Source organism: Actinomadura sp. SCN-SB (assembly GCF_043906805.1).
Taxonomy (GTDB): domain Bacteria; phylum Actinomycetota; class Actinomycetes; order Streptosporangiales; family Streptosporangiaceae; genus Spirillospora.
The window spans coordinates 40,854-59,722 of record NZ_JBIMPP010000052.1; the positions used below are offsets into that span (position 1 = coordinate 40,854).

At 71.7% G+C, this 18,869-nt stretch carries 19 protein-coding genes and 1 tRNA gene; 8 read left to right on the forward strand and 12 right to left on the reverse strand.

What is annotated here, in order from left to right; all coding sequences use genetic code 11:
- Positions 1 to 3: 3 nt before the first annotated feature.
- The 3 genes from ACGWYJ_RS27895 to ACGWYJ_RS27905 form a co-directional block, all read right to left on the reverse strand.
- Positions 4 to 1,335, reverse strand: a complete 1,332-nt coding sequence (locus ACGWYJ_RS27895; RefSeq protein ID WP_395109339.1) for an NAD(P)/FAD-dependent oxidoreductase — start codon at positions 1,333 to 1,335, stop codon at positions 4 to 6.
- 99 nt (positions 1,336 to 1,434) lie between these two features.
- Entirely contained in the window at positions 1,435 to 2,628 is a 1,194-nt protein-coding gene (locus ACGWYJ_RS27900) for a cytochrome P450 (protein WP_395109340.1), read from the reverse strand.
- 12 nt (positions 2,629 to 2,640) lie between these two features.
- Positions 2,641 to 4,161 (reverse strand): APC family permease, encoded by a 1,521-nt coding sequence (locus ACGWYJ_RS27905; protein ID WP_395109341.1) that lies wholly within the window; start codon positions 4,159 to 4,161, stop codon positions 2,641 to 2,643.
- A 505-nt stretch (positions 4,162 to 4,666) separates the two neighbouring features.
- Between ACGWYJ_RS27905 and ACGWYJ_RS27910 the strand changes: the two genes are divergently transcribed.
- The 7 genes from ACGWYJ_RS27910 (at position 4,667) to ACGWYJ_RS27940 (ending at position 9,701) form a co-directional block, all read left to right on the forward strand.
- Entirely contained in the window at positions 4,667 to 5,449 is a 783-nt protein-coding gene (locus ACGWYJ_RS27910; protein WP_395109343.1) for a FadR/GntR family transcriptional regulator, read from the forward strand.
- Between the two features lie 54 nt (positions 5,450 to 5,503).
- On the forward strand, positions 5,504 to 6,262 hold the full coding sequence (locus ACGWYJ_RS27915) for a cache domain-containing protein (protein ID WP_395109344.1): 759 nt from the start codon (positions 5,504 to 5,506) through the stop codon (positions 6,260 to 6,262).
- A gap of 201 nt (positions 6,263 to 6,463) precedes the next feature.
- Entirely contained in the window at positions 6,464 to 6,703 is a 240-nt protein-coding gene (locus ACGWYJ_RS27920) for a hypothetical protein (RefSeq protein ID WP_395109346.1), read from the forward strand.
- Positions 6,704 to 7,006: 303 nt separating this feature from the next.
- Entirely contained in the window at positions 7,007 to 7,264 is a 258-nt protein-coding gene (locus tag ACGWYJ_RS27925; RefSeq protein WP_395109347.1) for a hypothetical protein, read from the forward strand.
- A gap of 312 nt (positions 7,265 to 7,576) precedes the next feature.
- Complete coding sequence (locus ACGWYJ_RS27930; protein WP_395109348.1) at positions 7,577 to 7,861, forward strand: hypothetical protein; 285 nt, start codon at positions 7,577 to 7,579, stop codon at positions 7,859 to 7,861.
- A 117-nt stretch (positions 7,862 to 7,978) separates the two neighbouring features.
- Positions 7,979 to 8,251 carry a hypothetical protein gene (locus tag ACGWYJ_RS27935; protein ID WP_395109350.1) on the forward strand — a complete coding sequence of 91 codons (273 nt, stop codon included), beginning with the start codon at positions 7,979 to 7,981 and terminating at the stop codon, positions 8,249 to 8,251.
- The gene (locus tag ACGWYJ_RS27940; protein ID WP_395109352.1) at positions 8,238 to 9,701 is read left to right on the forward strand and encodes a hypothetical protein; all 1,464 of its coding nucleotides are present in this window, start codon (positions 8,238 to 8,240) and stop codon (positions 9,699 to 9,701) included. The genes ACGWYJ_RS27935 and ACGWYJ_RS27940 overlap by 14 nt, the downstream gene beginning before the upstream one ends.
- Here the strand turns inward: ACGWYJ_RS27940 and ACGWYJ_RS27945 are convergent.
- From ACGWYJ_RS27945 to ACGWYJ_RS27985, 9 genes are all read right to left on the reverse strand, one after another.
- A complete protein-coding gene (locus ACGWYJ_RS27945; RefSeq protein ID WP_395109353.1) occupies positions 9,674 to 11,302 on the reverse strand; it encodes an alpha-amylase family glycosyl hydrolase in 1,629 nt (542 codons plus the stop codon). The genes ACGWYJ_RS27940 and ACGWYJ_RS27945 overlap by 28 nt on opposite strands.
- A gap of 69 nt (positions 11,303 to 11,371) precedes the next feature.
- The gene (locus ACGWYJ_RS27950) at positions 11,372 to 12,877 is read right to left on the reverse strand and encodes a pyruvate, phosphate dikinase (protein WP_395109355.1); all 1,506 of its coding nucleotides are present in this window, start codon (positions 12,875 to 12,877) and stop codon (positions 11,372 to 11,374) included.
- 12 nt (positions 12,878 to 12,889) lie between these two features.
- Positions 12,890 to 13,495, reverse strand: coding sequence for a transcriptional regulator (locus tag ACGWYJ_RS27955; protein WP_395109357.1), 606 nt, complete (start codon positions 13,493 to 13,495; stop codon positions 12,890 to 12,892).
- Positions 13,492 to 14,583, reverse strand: a complete 1,092-nt coding sequence (locus ACGWYJ_RS27960; RefSeq protein WP_395109358.1) for a TetR/AcrR family transcriptional regulator — start codon at positions 14,581 to 14,583, stop codon at positions 13,492 to 13,494. Before ACGWYJ_RS27960 ends, ACGWYJ_RS27955 begins: the two co-directional genes overlap by 4 nt.
- A 69-nt stretch (positions 14,584 to 14,652) precedes the next feature.
- Entirely contained in the window at positions 14,653 to 15,084 is a 432-nt protein-coding gene (locus ACGWYJ_RS27965) for a glycosyltransferase family 2 protein (protein WP_395109359.1), read from the reverse strand.
- A gap of 298 nt (positions 15,085 to 15,382) precedes the next feature.
- Positions 15,383 to 15,465 (reverse strand) — tRNA-Tyr (locus ACGWYJ_RS27970).
- Between the two features lie 216 nt (positions 15,466 to 15,681).
- On the reverse strand, positions 15,682 to 15,990 hold the full coding sequence (locus ACGWYJ_RS27975; protein WP_395109360.1) for a hypothetical protein: 309 nt from the start codon (positions 15,988 to 15,990) through the stop codon (positions 15,682 to 15,684).
- A gap of 79 nt (positions 15,991 to 16,069) precedes the next feature.
- Entirely contained in the window at positions 16,070 to 17,416 is a 1,347-nt protein-coding gene (locus ACGWYJ_RS27980) for a hypothetical protein (RefSeq protein ID WP_395109361.1), read from the reverse strand.
- Complete coding sequence (locus tag ACGWYJ_RS27985; RefSeq protein WP_395109362.1) at positions 17,413 to 18,186, reverse strand: J domain-containing protein; 774 nt, start codon at positions 18,184 to 18,186, stop codon at positions 17,413 to 17,415. The genes ACGWYJ_RS27980 and ACGWYJ_RS27985 overlap by 4 nt, the downstream gene beginning before the upstream one ends.
- A 104-nt stretch (positions 18,187 to 18,290) precedes the next feature.
- Between ACGWYJ_RS27985 and ACGWYJ_RS27990 the strand changes: the two genes are divergently transcribed.
- Positions 18,291 to 18,716 (forward strand): hypothetical protein, encoded by a 426-nt coding sequence (locus tag ACGWYJ_RS27990; RefSeq protein WP_395109363.1) that lies wholly within the window; start codon positions 18,291 to 18,293, stop codon positions 18,714 to 18,716.
- The last annotated feature ends 153 nt before the right edge of the window (positions 18,717 to 18,869 follow it).

An 18,869-nucleotide genomic window follows, 5' to 3' on the forward strand; every position in this document is an offset into this window, starting at 1 on the left:
CCCTCAGACGGTGAGCGGTCGGATCACTTCGGGGGGACGGCCCCCCACGTCCCCGGGCCAGGACGCCCGGCCGCGTTCCGGGCGCTCGGGCGTCCAGGCTCGGGACGGGACGGTGGCGTCGGCCACCAGTTCGCGGTAGTGGCGGTGCCGGGACGCGGGGATCCCGGCGAGCACGACCCCGACCATCTGCCGGTCGCGGTAGTACGCCATCGCCACGCCGCCGGTCAGGGCCCGGGGGTGGTCGAGCCCGCCGTCGAGCAGGACGCAGCGGTCGCCGAGGGCGGGCGCTCCGTAGCTCTGCACGCGTACGCCGTACTGGTCGCTCCAGAACGATGGCAACGGGGTGAACGGGCCGTCGTCGTGGGATCGCACGCCCAGGTGCGCGGCCAGTGTCGCGGCGGCGCGCCGGGCGGTGTCGCCGGTGACGCCCCAGTGCTCGACCCTGCGGGGCACGTCGTCGTACCGGGGGTTGGGGAAGCGGGCCACGTCCCCGGCGGCGACCACGCCGGGCAGTCCTTCGACCCGCATCCAGTTGTCGCATTCCACCCCGTCGTGGAGGTCGAGGCCGTTGCCGTCGAGCCATTCCACGTTGGGCCGGGACCCGACCGACTCGACGATGAGGTCGGCGGGGATCGCGGTCCCGTCGTCCAGCACCGCGCCGGTGACGCGCTCGCACGGCCCGTCCGACAGCAGTTCGGAGACGATCCGCCCGGTCACGAACCGCACGCCGTTGTCCTCGTGGTGGCGGCGCAGGACGCGGCCCAGCTCGGGGCCGATCGCCCGTTCCATCGGCTCGGCGCCCGCCTCGACGACGGTGACCTCACATCCGGCCGTTCGGGCGGTGGCGGCGACCTCGCAGCCGATGAACCCGCCGCCGACGACCACCACCGAGCATCCGGGGACGAGCCGTTCCCTCAGCCGCAGCGCGTCGTCCAGGGTGCGCAGTACGTACCGGCCGAAGTCGGGGCCGGGGATGGCGGCGCGGGAGGGGCGCAGCCCGGTGGCCACCACGAGCCCGTCGTAGGTGAGGACGGTGCCGTCCGCCAGCGTCACCGACCGGGCCCGCAGCGAGGCCCGCACGACCGGGGTGCCGAGCCGCCAGCGGACGTCGGCCACGCTCTTGGACCGCCGGTACGCGCAGGCGTGCGCCTCCGCCGCGCCGGCGGTCCCGGTGCCGCCGACGAGCAGGTCCTTCGACAGCGGCGGCCGGTTGTACGGGAGGTGTTCCTCCGCGCCGACGACGGTGATGGCCCGGTCCCATCCGGCGGCGCGCAGGTGCTCGGCCGCGCGCAGTCCCGCCAGCCCGGCGCCGACGATCACGACCTGTCCGGCCAACGGTCAGGCCCCGATCCGGACGGGACGTACGACCTTCATCAAGGGGACTCCTCTGGTTACGGTTCCGGCGGGTGGGACGAGGCCCCGGCGGCTCGGGGCTCAGGGCCTCGGGGTGAACGCGAGGGGCAGTGTGATGGGCCCGGTGTTCCCGCTGAGCGGCAGCGAGCGGACCTCGCCGTCCACGCGCGGGTCCCGCATGCGGCGCGCGAGGAGGGGCAGTGCCACGCTCATGTCGGTGCGGGCCACCAGGTGGCCGAGGCAGTAGTGGATGCCGCCGCCGAACCCGAAGTGCGCGGGACGTTCGGCGGTGATGTCGAACGTGCCGTCCGGCACGGCGCGCGGGTCGGTGCCCGCGGACTCGGTGAACAGGTGGACGGTGGTCCCGGCCTCGACGTCCAGGCCCTTGTAGGTGAAGTCCTCCAGGGCCTCCCTGGTCACCCAGGTGGTGGTCGGGGCGACCCGCATGACCTCCTCCACGGCCTTGGGCCCCAGCTCGGGCCGCTCGCCCAGCAGCGCCCACTGGTCCGGGTGCCGCAGGAACGTCCGCATGGCCAGGCCGAGCTGGTTGCGGGTGGTGTCGAACCCGCCGAAGATCAGCAGGACCATCGAGTCCCGCAGCTCGGCCCGGCTCAGCCGGTCCTGGTCGGCCTCGGCCTGGACGAGGGTGGTGACGAAGTCGTCGCGGGGCGACCGCAGCCGGTCCTCGATCACCTCGTCCACATAGCCGTACAGGTCGTCCAGCGCCGCCTCGATCTTCGGCAGGTCCTCGGCGATCGTCACGCCCATCGCCAGACCGATGGTGGCGGACTCGCGGGCGATCATCCTCCATGCGGACTCGGGCAGGCCCAGCATGATGGCGATGACCCGGGCCGCGTAGGGCTCGGCGAACTCGGTGACGAACTCGCAGCGGCCCGGTTCGGCGAAGGCGTCCACCAGCTCGCCGGCCAGATCCTGGAAGCGCGGGACGAGCCCGGTGATGAGCCGCCGGGAGAACGCGGGGTTCATCAGGCGGCGCAGCCGGCGGTGGTCCTGCCCCTCCTTGTTGAGCACCCAGTTGGACCACCATCGCGCGAACGGCCCGCTGGTGATGCCGTGGTGCTCGGGCCACTTCACGCTTCCCTGCCGCAGCTTGGGATGCGTCAGGAGCTCTCCGACCTCCTCGTACCGCAGGACGGCGATGCCGTAGTTGGTGCGCGCGTACCAGCCGTGCTCGCGCGCGTCCCGCACCTCCTGGGACTGGACGGAGAAGGCGGGGTCGGCGATGTTGAAGTACGGCGCGGTCCGGGAGCTCACGGGTCACTCCTCTCAGCGGGTCGCGAGCGGGTCCGCGGCGGGCGCGGGAACGGCGTCGCCCGCAGGGGTGTCGCCGCGGCCGTAGTGGCGGGTGGCGGCCATGTAGGCGAGCCCGGCGACGATCACGATGGCGGCCGAGAGCGGCACGATGTAGTTGTCGTACCAGGGCACGTCGGGCGTCCGCGGCCAGGACATGTTGATCATCGCGGCGACGCCGTACACCAGCGCGGCGACGTTGACCACCAGGCCCCAGCGGCCCAGCGTGAACGACCCCGACGGGCGCCAGCCCTTGAGCCTGGCCCGCAGCGCGGCCAGCACCACCGCCTGGAAGGCCAGGTAGATGCCCAGCGCGGCGAACGAGATGATCTTCGTCAGGGCGTCCGTGGACAGCTTGGAGCCGATGACCAGCACGGCGGGCAGCACGGCGGCCAGCAGCAGCGCGTACGGCGGCACGTGCCGGGTCGGCGAGAACCTGGCCAGCACCCGGCTGCCGACGATCATGTCGTCCCTGGCGTAGGCGTAGGTCAGCCGGCTGGCCGCGGCCTGGAGGCTCATCGCGCAGGACACGAACGAGATCAGCACGATCCCGAGGACGATCTTGACGGGTCCGGAGCCGAACGCGGCGGTGAGCGCGGTGGTGACGGGGTCGGCGTCCGCGCCGGAGACGACGGCGCCGAAGTCGGCCACGGCGAGCACCAGCGACAGCGCGACGAAGGTGGCGGCGGCCCCGCCCACGTAGATCGTCATGCGCATCGCCTTCGGGATGCGCCGGGCCGGGTCGCGGACCTCCTCGGCCACGTCGCCGCACGCCTCGAAGCCGTAGTACTGGTAGATGCCGATCAGCGAGGCGGCCAGGAAGGCGGCGGCGTACGAGCCGCCCTCCCCGGCGCCCTGGCCATCGAAGAACACCCCGAGCCCGTGGTGGCGCTCGGTGACCAGCAGCCAGACCCCGACGACCAGCGCGCCGACCAGCTCGGCGGTGAAGCCGACGATCGCGGCCATCGCCAGCCACCGGGTCCCGGACAGGTTGATCAGCGTGGCGACCGCCAGGATCGCCAGCGCGCACAGGATCGTGGCGTTGACCGAGGCGTCGAAGCCGAGCATCGCCGCGGCGTACGGCCCGGCGCCGTAGCTGACGCCGGCGATGGTGGCCAGCAGCGCCACCAGGTAGATCCAGCCGTTCATCCACGCCCAGCGGCGCCCCCACAGCCGCCGCGCCCAGGGGTAGATGCCGCCGCTGACCGGGTACTGCGAGACGATCTCGCCGAAGACCAGCGCGACCAGCAGCTGGCCCAGCCCCGCGATGACGAACGCCCAGATCATCGGCGGGCCGGCCTGGGCGAGCGAGATGGCGAACAGCGAGTACACGCCGACGACGGGCGAGAGGTAGGTGAAGCCGAGGGAGAAGTTGGCCCAGAGGCTCATGTCCCGCCGGAAGTGGCTCTCGTAGCCGAGCGCGGCGAGCCGTTCGGCGTCGTCGTCGAGGGGTCGGGCGGGCGGTGGAACCGCCCCGGTCTCCTTGCCGGTGGACACCAGTGGTCCTCCCTTGTCTGCGGACGTGCCGGCGCGTCCTCGGCGCCACGGCCGGTCCGTTCGGTGCGGGGATACGCCCCCCACACCCCTCGGAAGATCCGGCCGGGCCGGTTCCCCTCCACTCCGCCGGCGCTTGGCTCCGCGGACCGGCCCGGCGGGTGGAAGCACCGCGTGACCGGACCCGTCGACAGGGGGGCGGTCCCATCGCGTTCAGCGGTCACGCGGCAGCGTCGAACCGTCTGGGACGGACCCCAGACGGGGTGTTGCGGTTCGGGTCGCGGTGCCGCCGTCCCGGCGGGTTCCGGGACGCCGGCCTGCGAGACTGATGTCGGCGAGGCCACCTCGGAGAGCGGGGTACCGCTCTCTGGCCGAAAAGATATGGCGCCAGATATTTTCTGGCAAGAGGTCGGCGGGAACTCGCCGCCCACCTGGTGCCCGGCCCCGCGCCCGCCGGCCTTCCGCGGCACGAGAAAGGCGGAAGAAGGCAGGGAGAGAAGGGAGAACGATGCCCGCACCGGACGCGTCCGTGACCGCCCGGCTCGCCGTCTTCGCGCCCCTGGAGAACCTGGGCAGGGCGGAGGCCATCACCCGCCGGCTGGCCGACGCGATCTCGCTGGGACTGCTCGCGGACGGGGAGCAGTTGCCCAGCGAGCCGGATCTGGCCGCGCAGCTCGGCGTCGCCACGGTGACGGTCCGGGAGGCGCTGAGCGAGCTGCGCAACCAGGGACTGATCGTGACGCGGCGCGGGCGCGGCGGCGGCAGCTTCGTGCGCGCGCCCGAGCAGGGCGAGACCGCGGGGCGGCTGCGGCGCCGCCTGCGCGATCTGACCGTGGCCGACCTGCGCGACCTCGGCGACCACTACTCGTCGCTGGCGGCGGGCGCGGCCCTGCTCGCGGCCGAGCGCGCCTCGCCGGACGACCTGGAGCGGCTCGGCGAGGCGGCGGCGGCGTTCGCGGACGCAGAGTCGGGCGAACGGCGGCACCACGCCGACGGGCGGTTCCACGTGGAGGTGGCCGCCGCCGCGCAGTCGGCACGGCTCACCCGCGAGGAGATCCGGCTGCAGACCGAGATCGGCCCGCTGCTGTGGCTGCCGGGCGCCGACGCCCGCACCAGGCGCCGGCTGGACCGGCAGCACCGCGAGATCGTCGCCGCCATCGCGGCCGAGGACGCGGCCCGCGCGGCGGACCTGGCCAGGCGGCACGTGACCGAGGCCATCGAGCGCCTGGTCGAACTGCACCTCAGCCTCGTCGAATCGGGAGGCGAGGAAGCGGAAGGCGTAGCACCATGATTGCCCGGCCCTGGGCGCGACCCGGCGGCGCCCACCGACCGTGAGGTGACCCACGTGAGACGACGCCAACCCGCACGCACCCCCGCTCCGGAGGGCCACCCTCAGGGCGAGTCCGCCGTCGGGCAGGTCTTCGACTCCGTGCTGCGCTCCATCGAGGGGCTCAGCGCCCAGGTGGTGGAGGTGGTCCGGGCGGCGTCAGGCCGTGGCGCCCGTCCTGCGCGGGACGAGCTCGCCCCGGTGCGGCGGGAGGTGTTCCGCATCCTGCGGGAGCACGCGCCCCTGGTCACCGGCAGCGGCTTCGTCGCCGCGCCCGACCTGCTCAGCGACGCGCCGCTGTGGCTGGAGTGGTGGCAGGCGGGCGAGGGCGGCGATCCCGAACGGCTCGTGGTCGACCTCGACCCGGCGAGCCGCGGCTTCTACGACTACACGGGACGCCCCTGGTTCACCGTGCCCGACCGTACGCGCGGCCCCAACATGCACGGCCCGTACGTGGACTACCACGGCACCGACCAGTACATCCTCACCATGTCCACGCCCGTGCTGGAGGGCGAGACGTTCCTCGGGATCACCGGTGCCGACCTCTACCTGCGGACGGTGGAGAAGACCGTGCTGCCGCTGCTGCCGCCGGGCGGGATCCTGCTCAACGCGCAGGGCCGGGTGATCATCTCTCGTTCCGCGCGGCATGTGACGGGGGCGTTACTCCGGCGCCTGGACCTGGCCACGGTGGAGCGCACCGGGGCCCCGGTCGCCGTCCCCGGCGGGGGCACCCTGGCCCGCTGCGGGGAGCTGCGGCTGTACCTTCTGACTCCCTGAAAGGTCCGCCGCCTTGCCTTCGGCGCCGCCCCATTGACGTCATCTTTCAAGCGGCCTCAACGATCGCCCATATTAATGTCAAGGTCGGTCAATTGATCACACCGTTCCGCATGAAAGACGAGGGTGCGTGCTAGTTCTAACGGTGCACTACTTCATGTAGGCATCGACAGAACTCTCCGCGGATGAGCTTAGGAGGCTCATATGATGAAGCGACTGGCCGCGAGCGCCATCGTGACCACCGCGCTCGGCGGCGCCCTGATGACGGCCACGCCCGCGCTGGCCAACGACGACGACAACACCGTCAACCAGGAGAAGGTCGCCGAGCTCAACGTGCTCTGCAACGTCGCGGTGCTCGGAATCCAGAAGGGCTCGAACTGCGGCGGCACCAAGTCGGTGCTCTCCGACAGGGACCAGGAAACCAAGGTCAACGTCCGCCGCTGAGCCGAGGCAGCACTCGGGGCAGGGAGCCGTCGGGCTCCCTGCCCTTTTTTCGCCGCCGCACCGGCCGCCCCGCAAAACCGCGCATTCCGATATTCCAGAGAAGTTGGAACAGCCCGGAATGTCGGATACCTATCGCCGTTCGGCCATTTTCGCCAAGCGCGCCCAGCGGACGGGCAATGTTATGGTCAACGACGCCGATTCGCGCGCTCCACAGCGAATGAAATGCGCGACATCGTGTTACTAATAACCGTGCCTACACCGCTGTAGGCGCGAAGCGCTCTCGAGAGAGGCTAGGAGGCTCAAATGCTCAAGCGACTGGCAGCGGCCGGAATGCTCACCGCCGCGCTGGGCGGGGCCATGCTCACGGCGACGCCCGCCATGGCCAACGACGACGACAACACGGTGAACCAGGAGAAGGTTCTCGAGGTCAACCTGCTCTGCAACGTCGGCATCCTCGCGATCCAGAAGGACGCCAACTGCGGCGGCAGCACGTCCGCGCTCTCGGACAACGACCAGGACAACAAGATCAACATCCACAAGCACCACAAGAAGCGCCGCTGACGTCGTCGTCACGCCCAAGGCGGGAGGCCACCGGCCTCCCGCCTTTTCGCATCTTCCGGCCCTCCATGCCGCGATCGCTTTGTAAATCCGATTTGGAATATCATTCCGGACTTTATTGAAGGTCGATCGCCCTACCTTTTACAACCCCTTTGCCGACGGTATGGGCAGGTGCGAGAGAAACGCGCCCGCTTACCCTTTGCCGTCGAAAGCGAGAGCCGATATACCTAGACGTGCCCCCGCTCGACGAGAGCGGGGGCAGGACATCCGGTATCGGCTTATATACCGGAAGCGACGAGAAAGAGGAAAAACCCCATGAAGACACTCAGCTACACCGAGCTGGACGAGCTGGCCGGCGAGGTCCTGCCGGAGCGGGCCGTGCTCTCCACCCTCCTGGTGGGCGGCAACGGCGGCGACTCCTACAACAACAACAACGGCTCCGGCTGGGACAACGGCGCGGGCTCGTCGATCGCGCAGAACGCCTGCCAGAGCCACATCAGCAAGCCCGACAGCGGCCTGCTCCAGCTCGTCGGCCTGCACGCGCAGAACGACCACCAGTCGCTCACCTGCGTCCCGGGCACCTCGATCTCCGGCCACTGAGCCGCACGCAACACCTAGGCGGGTTCACGCCCGTGCGAAGGGCTGGCGCAATGCCAGCCCTTCCCCTTCTTCTCGCCCCATTTCCACCACATCCTCCGCCAAGGGAACGCAGACAAAATGAACCACTCTGGTGGCCAAGAACTGAGTTATGCCGATCTCGACCGTTTGACGGCCGAGGTGCTGCCCCCGCGGCTGGCGCTGTCGAACGGCGTTCCGGCACCGGGCTCCGCCCCCGTCCATTACATGGCGAGCCCGAGCACCGAGGTGTTCTACGCCTGCCAGGTGACCCATTCCGAAGGCACGCCCGGAGTCCTCGGCACCGGGCTGCTGGCACAGGCGCCGTACTCCACGATGACCTGCGTCCCCGGTGTCGTCCATGCGCGGGGCTAGGAGCCTGCGCGCCAGGAACCCGCGCACCCCCGCCGAGGCCCCCGACGCGGCCACCTCCCATATGACCGCCGGTGGGACCGGCGGCGAGCCCCCCGCCGGACAGCCCATGCGGGCGGCTCCGCTGACCCTGCCCGTCCTCGCGGACGGCGCGGAGCTGGTCGGGCAGTTCAAGCACTCCGGGTACCGCGAGCCGTCCCAGCTGGTCTGCCTGCCCAACCGGCAGCTCGTCCGGCTTCCCACCCTGCTGTACCTGGTCGTCAGGACCCTGGGCGAGTACCGCGACGCCGCCCCCACCGCCGACCCCCGCCAGACGCTGGAAAGGGTGGCCGAGGACGTCAGCCGTGCCGCTGGCGTCCGGATCACCGGAGAGCAGGTCGTCTATCTCGTCGACCGCAAGCTCGCCCCCCTCGGCATCACCTCCTACAGCGACGGGACGCCGCCGCCGGTCGTGAAGGCCAACCCGTTCCTGGGGCTGCGCTTCAAGATGGCCGTGCTGCCGGAGCGTGCCACCTGGTTCCTCGGCGGCCTGTTCTCATGGCTGTTCCGCCCCGCCGTGATGGTGGTCATGGTCGCCGCCATCCTGGTGAGCGAGGTCTGGCTGTTCACGACCCGTTCGCTGGGCGACGCGCTGCACCAGCTCATCCTCGCCCCCGTGACCATTCTGCTGGTCATGGGCCTGGGCGTGCTGTCGTGCGCGTTCCACGAGATCGGCCACGCCACCGCCTGCCGGTACAGCGGCGTCCGGCCGGGCGCCATGGGCTGCGGCATCTACCTGGTGTGGCCGGCGTTCTACACCGACGTCACCGAGTCGTACCGGCTGGGCGTCGCCGGGCGCGTCCGCACCGACCTGGCCGGGGTGTACTTCAACGGCGTCTTCGTCGTCGCCCTGACGCTGCTCTACCTGCAGACCGGGTTCCAGCCGCTGCTGGTGGCGATCCTGTACGTCAACTTCGAGATCGTCCAGCAGTTGCTGCCCAGCCTGCGGTTCGACGGGTACTACATCATCTCCGACCTGATCGGCGTCCCCGACCTGTTCAAGTACATCGGGCCGATCCTGCGCCGCACCCTGCTGCGCCGCCCGGCCGACGCCCGGCTGAAGGAGCTCAAGCGCTGGCCGCAGCTGGTGGTGACGCTGTGGGTGCTGACGGTCCTGCCCGCGCTGGCCTTCCAGCTCGGGCTGATCGCGACGCAGCTCCCCCGGCTGTTCGCCTCCGGCTGGTGGATGATCGAGCACCTCGCCGCCACCGCGATGGCCGGGGACGCGGGAACGCTGGAACTCGTCACCTCGGGACTGCAGATCCTGCTCCTGCTGCTGCCGCCGCTGGGCGTGGTGCTGATCCTGTACCAGATGACCCGGTGGGTGGTGCGGAGGCTCGTCCTGTACGTCCAGGGTCCGCCCGAACCGGAGCCGGTGCCCGACGGTCAGCCGGCCAGGTCGACGATGGCGTAGGAGAAGCCCTCGGCCTCCACGCCGTCGCCGGTGAGGGTGACGCCGCGTCCCTCGACCAGGCGCCCCGTGCCGATCGCGCCCCGGCCCGACTTCCGGGCGGGCCTGAACGCGGCGGGCCGGCGTCGGGGGTTGATGACGACGAGGTACCGGTCGCCCCGTACGTAGGTGAAGGGGAAGCCGTCGTGCAGGACTCGCACCTCCGCCCCGGTTCCCAGCTCGGGGGACGACGCGCGCAGCGCGATGAGGCGGCGCACGAGGTTCAGCAGCGAGCCCGGGTCGGCGCGCTGGGCCTCCACGGTGGGACGTGACGGGTCGGGGTCGATCGGCAGGTACAGGCGGTCGGCGGGCGCGGTGGAGAAGCCCGCGTTCGGCCCCGAGTCCCATTGCATGGGGGTGCGGGAGCCCGCGCGGTTGTAGTCGGGACCGGCGAAGCCGATGACACTGCCCTCCTTGTCGGGCAGCCCCGGGATGTAGCGCATGCCGATCTCGTCGCCGTAGTAGATGGCGGGCAGCGTCGGCCAGGTCAGGAGCAGCGCGAAGGCCGCGGGAAGCTCCTCGGGCGTCCGGGGACCGCAGCCCAGCCGCGAGAAGTCGTGGTTGGACGTCGGCAACGCGATGTGCCCCGCGTCGCCGATCGTCTCCGTGGCCGCCAGCCACGCCTGGACGAACGGGCGCGGCGATCCCTTGCCCCCCGCGTCGAAGAAGCAGTCGACGGCCCTCCAGTGCTCCATGTCGATGCCGCCGTGGTTGTTCCACAGCGACCGCAGGGCCAGGCCGTCGCCGTCGCCTCCGAAGTGCAGGAAGAAGTCACCGTGGAAGCCCGCGGGCACCGACACCGCCGGGTCTCCCCACTCGGACAGCAGCACGGCGTCGGGATGGGCGCGGTCCAGCCACGCGCGCAGTTCCTTCCACAACAGCGAGGTCTCGCGGAACCCGGGATCGTCCTTCACCAGGGACGAGGCCATGTCGACGCGGAAGCCCGCGATCCCCAGCCGCAGCCAGTGGTCCATGATCTCGCGCAGCGTGGCCCGGTTGGCGCGGGGCCCGTCCGCGTCCACCGGCTGCCGCCACGGCTCCGACGGCGCCCTGCGGGCGTAGCCGAAGTTCAGCGCGGGCTGGGTCGGGAAGAAGTTCGGCAGGTACGCGCCGCGCCTTCCGCCGGGGGACGGGACGAAGCCGCGGGGAGGCTCGCCGGTGTCGGCCCAGATGTACCGGTGGTCGGACGGGTCGTTCGCCGACGCCGTGAACCAGGGGTGCTCGTCGGAGGTGTGACCCGCGACCAGGTCGAGCAGCACCCGGATGCCGTGGTGGCGCGCCGTCTCCACCAGGCGTACCAGGTCGTCCTCCGTCCCGTACCGGGGCGCGATGGAGAAGTAGTCGGAGACGTCGTAGCCCGCGTCCCGGAACGGCGACGCGAAGCAGGGGTTGATCCAGATGGTGTTCACCCCGAGCCAGGACAGATGGCCGAGGCGTTCGGTGATCCCGTTGAGGTCGCCGATGCCGTCGCCGTCGGAGTCGGCGAAGCTCTGCGGATAGATCTGGTACAGGATGGCGTCGGCCAGCCAGGCCGGCCGGGAGCGGGGGGTGGGGTCACTGCGCACGTCTTCGATCGTGCCCGGCGAGTGGATCTTCTGAAAGTCCCCCTCCGGCATTCGCCTCCGCGAGCCCGGTCACGGCCGCCCGCCGAGCAGGACGGCGCGCGCCGCCGCGAGCCGACCGGCCCCCTCGTCGGCGCTCTCGCCGGAGCCGCCGGACACGTCGTCGGCCCATGCGAGCAGGCGGCGCAGGTGGTCGTCGGCCGGGGCCGTGCTCACGGGGGCGCTGCCCGCGACGACCTCCCCGCCCGTTCCGTCGATGGTGATGAGCGCGCCGTCGGGGACGGTGCGTCCGGCGACCCGCAGAGAGCCGGCGGCGTCGATGGTGAGGTCGGCGGCTCCCACGACGGCGGGCCTGCCCATGGCGCGGGCGACGACGGCGGCATGGCTCGCGGGCCCGCCGCGCGCCGTGACGACCCCGGCGGACGCGGTCAGCCCGTACAGGTCGGCCGGTGAAGTCTCCGGGCGCACCAGGATGACCGGGCCACCGGCCGCCATCCGTACCGCCCTCTCGGCGGTCGTCGCCACCCTGCCGGTGGCCACTCCCGGGACGGCGCCCACCCCTCGGGTGAGGATGTCGAGCCGCGCCCCGGCCGTCTCGATCCGCGGCGTACGGGCGTGGTGGACGTGGCGCGGTGAGACCCTCAGCAGGGCCTCGTGCCGTTCGATGACCCGTTCGTCGGCCAGGTCGACGGCGACACGGATGGCGGCGCGTCCCACGAGGCCGCCGGGCCGCACCTGGAGCAGCCACAGCCCACCCGACTCGAAGGTGAACTCCACCTGGCACGCGTCGCGGTAATGCCGTTCGATCCCGGCCATGGCGCCCAGGAGGTCCGCCCACACGGCCGGTTCCCTGTCGGCGAGGTCGGTCAGGGGCCTCGTCATCGACCTCCCCGACACGACGTCGTCGCCTTGGGCGCCGAACAGGACCTCCCCGTACGGGACGCGCTCACCGGTGTTGGGGTCGCGGCTGAAGGCGACGCCGGTGCCGCTGCGGCCGTCGCGGTTCCCGAACACCATGGCCTGCACGATGACGGCCGTGCCGAGGTCGTGCGGGATGCCGTGGAGCTCCCGGTAGATCCTGGCGCGCGGGGTGTCCCAGGACGAGAACACGGCCGCGACGGCGTGCTCCAACTGCCGGGCCGCGTCGTCCGGGACCGGCCCCGTGAGAGCGGACAGGAGCCTACGGCGTGAGGCGGCGGCGAACCGCTCATCCCCCGTCTCGGCCGCCAGCCCGGCCGTGGCGGCGGTGGTGAGGCCGAGGTTGAGGATCGTGCTCATCATGCCGGGCATCGACACGCTCGCGCCCGAGCGGACCGAGACCACCAGCGGCCGTTCCCGCCCGCCGAGACGCCGTCCCGTCACGGCCTCCAGGTCGCGGACGGCGGCGGCCAGCTCGGCGGTGAGGCCGTCGGGAAGGCGCCGGTCGCGGAGGAAGGCGCGGCACGCCCCGGTGGTGATGACGAACCCCGGCGGCACGGGCAGTCCGAGGCGCCGCAGGACGACGAGGCCGTGCGCCTTGCCACCGAGGACGGTCCGGTCGTCCGCGGTCTCCGCCGACAGCGGCTTGATCCAGGCCATGGCCGTGCGGTCTCAGTACCGTGGGATGCCGAGGGTGACCAGGAGATCCTCGTGTAGCTGGCACCACACGGTGTGGTACGAGTCGAGCCTGTCGGTCAGGTAGCCCAGGTCGCCGTGCCTGGCGCGCGTGATGGCGCCTGTGAGCCGGTCCCGGTATCGCGAGAACCGGGGCAGGGCCGCGGCCAGGTCCGCGCAGACGCCATCGGCACGCCGGTGGAAGTCGGCGAACAGGTCCAGGACACGGCCGTCGTAGGCGGCGTCGGTGTGGTCGTTCGCGGTCGTCACCCCGTCCACGACCCGGGTCTGCCACGCGCCGCACAGGTCGAGCAGTTCCGGGTTGAGCACGAGGAAGTCGTCGAAGGCGGCGGCCACCGCCTGGCGCGCCCCCGCAGTGTCCAGCTCGTCGGAGACCCGCTTGGCCGCGGCGGCGCGCCCGGCGTCGGTCAGTCCCCACGCGCGGAACAGTCCCAGCTCGTAGGTGACCAGGCCGGTCACCGCGAGATCGATCAGCTCGGACTCCACGTCGGCCTCGGGCAGCCCCGTCGCCTCCGCGAGCCGTTCGACGCTGGCGAACCCGACGCAGCGGAGGGCGTGCAGCACCATCAGGTCGCCGCTCATCGGCCCTCCTCGCAGGGACGGCCGGCGGGAAGCTCCGCGGTCGCGGCGGCGTGGGCGGCGCCGCGTCCCACGGCGCGGGCGACGATCCGGTTTTCGCGGACGCGCACGGCCGCCTCGGTGATGTCGTCCGGGTCCTGGATCCCCGCCGCCGTGGCGATGGCGGCGCCGTCGTCCAGGACGAGGTGGAGGCCGGGCCAGGTGTCGTTCCCGAACACGCCCCGCAGGCATCCGGTCAGGTCGCCGATCCTGAGCCGCACCAGGCGCCCGATCTCGGCGGGGTCGGCCGTCACCACGGCCACGGTGACCCGGTCGCCGAACCGGGCGGCCCGCACGGCCTCCTCCGCGGCCTCCAGCCGCCGCGTCCCCAGGACCGCGACCACGCCGTCGGCGTCGGGCGTGACCGTGCGGCCGGTGATCTCGTCCCGCGCCTCCTCCGGGGGACGCCAGGGCTCGCGGACGGGATGGGCGGCGACGGCGTAGGCCAGGTGCGGCCGGTCCCAGGTGTCGCCGAGGTCGAGCCCGGCGAGGTGGCGGCAGGCGAGCGCCAGGTCGAAGGGGTCGCCGAACCCGGGCGCCGCCTCGGCCAGGTGCCCCGCGCCGTCCAGCAGCGTCAGGACCAGCTCGGCCAGGCGCACGCGACGGGCGGGGATCGGGACGCGCGACTCCAGAGCGAGACCGAGCAGCAGCGCCTCCAGCTTCATGACCTGCGCCAGCACCGGACGGCCGGGTCCGTCGTCGAACACCCCGGCCAGCGACCGCAGGTGCAGCCGTCCGCCCGCGGACGTGTCGCCCATCAGCGGCAGGCGGTCGAGCCAGGCGCGGGCGAACGCCCCCAGCGCCTCGTCCAGGCGCGAGGGGGGCGGCTCGACCGGGGCGGGGGGCCGCAGCGAGTCCAGGAGGACCGCCAGGTAGAGCGCGCGCTTGCTGGGGAAGTTGGAGTACACCGCGCCGCGGGTCATGTCGGCGCGCTCGGCGATCCGGTCGACCTTGGCGTCGGCGTATCCGCGTTCCGCGAACTCTTCCCGTGCGGCGGCCAGCACCGCGGCCTTGGTGCGTTCCTGCTGCTGCGCCCGCGTCAGCCTGGCCATCCGGCCGCCCTCATATCGCTCACGGGAGTCAAGATACTCACATCATCCGGATGTTCTCAACATCTGAGTTCAGCTCCGGGGGCGCGCCTCCGGCCATCCCTTGGACCATGCGCGGCGCAGCTCCCACAGCCTGCGCCAGTCCTCCCGTGTGATCGCGGGACCTCCCTGCTCGGCGGAACGGGCGCGCACCAGGCGGCTCAGCCTGGACCGGAGGAACACGCCGAAGACCAGTAAGCGCACCGCGCCCTTGCCCACGTGCCTCCGCATCACGGTGGCCTTGCCCGTGAACAGCATGGCGAGCCTGTCCGGGCCGAGGGACGGCGCTCCGCCCTCGTAGCGGAACACGGCCCGTCCCGTCACGGTGGGCCGGTAGCCGAGGGCGGCGGCCCTCAGGCACAGGTCGGCGTCCTCCCCGTACATGACGAAGCCGCGGTCGAAGCCCCCGGTGTCCTCCCAGGCCCGGCGGGAGACGAGCAGGTATCCGCCGGTCACCACCGGCACCTGCTGCACCTCGCTGGACCACGGGCCGGGCGCCTCCGGGTCGAACCAGCGGGTGCCGGGGAAGACCGCGCTCAGCAGCCCCCTCGGCCGATTTCAGGTTCCCGCATCGGCGGCCCGCAACCACCGCCCTGACCGCTCGTGGTCAAGGCCGGGCGCCGGGGCGATCGCAGCGTGTCCTCAAGGGTCACTACAAGAGACGCCGCAGGAGGAACTAAGAGCGCCGGGCTTGGTGAACGCGCGAGGCAAAATGGACCAGAATTCGTTCGGGGAAGGCAATGCCGTCATCATCCGAGGCCGGTAGGGCGTGAGGGATTCGAACCCCCTGAGCACAAGGCACCTGGTTTACAGCCAGGCCCGACTCTCCCACGTCGGCGACGCCCCTCGGGGTCGGCGGCGGCGCCGCTCCCGTACTTTCAGAACGGTACGCGCGGTCGGCGGGAAGGGCCATCGATTTTCTCCGGCCATGGTGTTCTCACGGCCGGGCGGCATTGACCTCCGGTGCTTTCACCCGCCGATTTTCCGCCCGGCCGCGATCGCCGACCGCGGCTTACCGTGAATTCCGGCCGGCCCCCGTACTCGGCCGTTCCCCTGTGCCCCTCAGGTCAGGTCGAACTTGACCTCGTCGCCGTCGACGGAGGTGACCTTGATGGTGACGGGGCCGACCTGGGAGCTCTGGCCCCGCGCGATGGTGACCGTGTCGGAGGTGCCGATCCGCACGGTCATCGCGTCGCCCGAAATCTCGGTGACCGTGAGGTAGTTGTGGTTCAGCTCCAGGGTCTGCCCGGCTCCCTTCACGGTCACATGGCAGACGCCGCCGCTGCACGAGTAGGAGCTGCTCTGGCAGGCGCCGAGCAGCGGCACGGCCGCGAGCGTGAGCGCGGCCAGGATGGAAACACGGCGATACATGGTCGCCTCCCCCGGCTAACAAGAACAGTTCAACCATGGACGCGCCCTCGACCGTCACGGTTCCCGCTCGACGCCGCGGTCAGGGCAGCGCGAAGCAGGTGACGGTCTTGCCGGTCAGGGTCAGGACGAGGTCGTCCTCGGTCTGGTGGAAGGCGTCCGCCAGGCTCACCACCTGGCCGGTGGCGGCGTGGACGAAGACGTCGGTGCTCTCTTCGTCGTCCTCGGTGAGTTCGGCGAACTGCATCCACGCCCACTGACGCGGCGAGTCCATGCCGCAGTCGACGAACATGTGGCTCTGCGAGCCGAACGCCCCTGCGGGACGGCCGCGGACCGAGATGTGGGGCAGCGACCACAGGCGCGTTCCGTCGGCGATGTGCCTCGCGCGCAGGAAGCCGCCCTCCCAGGTGAGGACGGACTCACCGCGTACGGCCAGAGCGCCCTTGCTCACCATGTCCCCGGGCTCCGTCCACGGCCACCTGTGCGCCCACAGAACGCGGCCCGAGCCTCGATCACGGACCTCGACCGTCATCCACGGGTCGCGCGGTCTGCCGCATGACCGGCATTCGTTCGGTTCGTGGTCGCTGGGTGCGAATTGAGGGCAGTCGCACATCCACCGTTCACCGGTCAGCGGAGGTTGGCGATACAACAGCCGCACCACGTAGGGGCCTGCCACTCCATAGCTGACCGTGGCCTCGGGGATCGGCTCGGTGCTCCACCGGACGGCGCCGTCGTCGATGCCGAGCCCGGTGAAGGTCCCGGCCTTCTCGCCATACACGATATGGATCGCGTCCGGTGCCGCGCTCCCCTGGCCACCGGCGCCGTGGAGCTGGCCGCGGGTGACGCGCCACCGTGGTCGTCTGGTGTCGGGGTCGATCGGCGCGGTCCACTCGTCGGCGTGGCGAAGCCTGCCCACGCCGTTCAGGTCGTCGGCGAACCACCGGCACCACATCTTCGCGTCGTCGCCGCGCGCGTGCACCCACCACTCCACCGTCCCGGTGAACGGATGGACGCCCGCGACCAGCATCGGTCCAGGCTCCTCACGTCCCACGACCACCAGGCCCCGCCAGGCGCGGCACCACCGCCAATCGGAGGGATCGGCGCGCACCCCGGGCCACGGTTTGACCGGCCCGGTGTCCCTCAGCACGATTTGCGGACGCCGCAGCAGGCCCGAGTCACCGTACGGGGCCATCCGGGGGAAGGCCGACTGCCGTGCGGGCAGGGGCGCACCGGTCGCGATCTCGATGAGTTCGTCGTCGATGACCAGCGGCCCGTCGACGCGAACCCACACCTGCGCCTTGCGGCTCACCCGCCGCCGCCAGCGGATCCGGGGCTCGCGGTGGCCGAGCATCGCGGCCGTGCGTTCGGCGAGCTCCCGTCGGACGGCGGGCGGCCCGGCCCTCCGCGGGGCGGGAAGGTTGTCGGTCATCTCCGGCTCCTCCGCAGCGCCTCCAGCTCCGCGCGGCGCTGCTCGATCTTCGCACGGACACGTTCGGCGAGCCGGCGCAGGGCGGCGTCCGGGTCAGGCTCGGCGAAGAGGAGGGGACCGAGCCCGGTCCCGGTCAACCGGCGGAGCTCGCCGCGCACGTCCGCCAGGCGCCGCCGCACCGAGGCGACCGCGCCGCGCAGCCAGGCGAGGCGTTCCTCAGAGCCGGCGGGCGCGGGGATCTCACCGGCCCACTCGTCGGCCAGCCGCCGCAGCCCGGCGATGTCGCCTCGCGCGTACGCCTCGTTGACCCGGGCCATGAAACGAGCGCGCCGTGCCCGGTCGGCGTCGTCCGTCCCCAGGTCGGGGTGGCAGCGTTTGGCGAGGTCCCGGTAGATCCGGCGGGCGTCGGCCGAGGGAACCGGCATGGAGGTGGTGCCCGATTCGCCGTGGTGGCCGTCCTCACCCGCCATCGCCCGCGCGGCGCCGGCGGACTCGCGCGCGCGTTCCCGCGCCGCCTCCGCGTCCCTGAGGTCCTCGGGACGCCCGCTGATACGCGCGGCGAGCTCGGCGAGCCGGGCCTCCACCTCGTCCAGCTCCGCGTACAGGGGCGCCAGCATCCGATCGTGCCGCCCGGCGAAATCCTCGAGCCGCGCCCGGGTCACCGCGAGCTCGGCCTCCGCGGCGGCCAGTTCCTCGGTGAGCGCGACGAGCTCGGCCTCGAGCCGGGCCTCCTCCGGATCGATCCAGCGCACGGTCTCCCCGGTCGTCACCCCGCCACCACCCCCTTTCACGGCCGCCATGATCACTGCCGGAAATATCCGTCATGAAGATGATCGGCCGGATACCATTCCCGCACATCTCACGGGAGGCCGCCATGGGACGTGACAGCTATCGCGCGACCGCGCTCTTTCTGATCCTTCTCGTCGCCACCTTCGTGATCAGTGCTTTCCTGGCGATGGCCCTGGATCCCGGCGAGAACGAGGGACCCTCCAACCTGCTCGCCTGGGGCGTGTCCATCATCCTCGTCTCCTGGATTCTGCACTGGACGGTGGGTCTGCTGGTCAACAGCCGCTCCACACCGCAAGGACGGGAATGGCACAACACCTACCGGCTCAGCGGAAGCCTTCCGCTCCAGTACGGCGGAGTGCCCTACACCGTACTGGCCTGGTTTCCGGTCAGTTTCAGCGTGGGCGACCTGACCGCTCGCTGGGTCGGCTGGGTGACGCTGCTCGCGGTGCCGCCGCTGGTGCTGGTGATAGCGATTCTCGTGACCAAGCTCCTCGACGCCAGGCGCTCCTGATCCGCGCCCGTCCATCGGTGCGCGCCTTTCAGGAGGCAAGCATCCTGAATCGCCACAGTGCTCATCGATCTCACCATCGTCGCGGTGGCGGCGGTGCCGAGGCTGATCCGCGGTAGCGGTTCCTTACCCGGTGCCGACCGGCCTCGCCCGGCT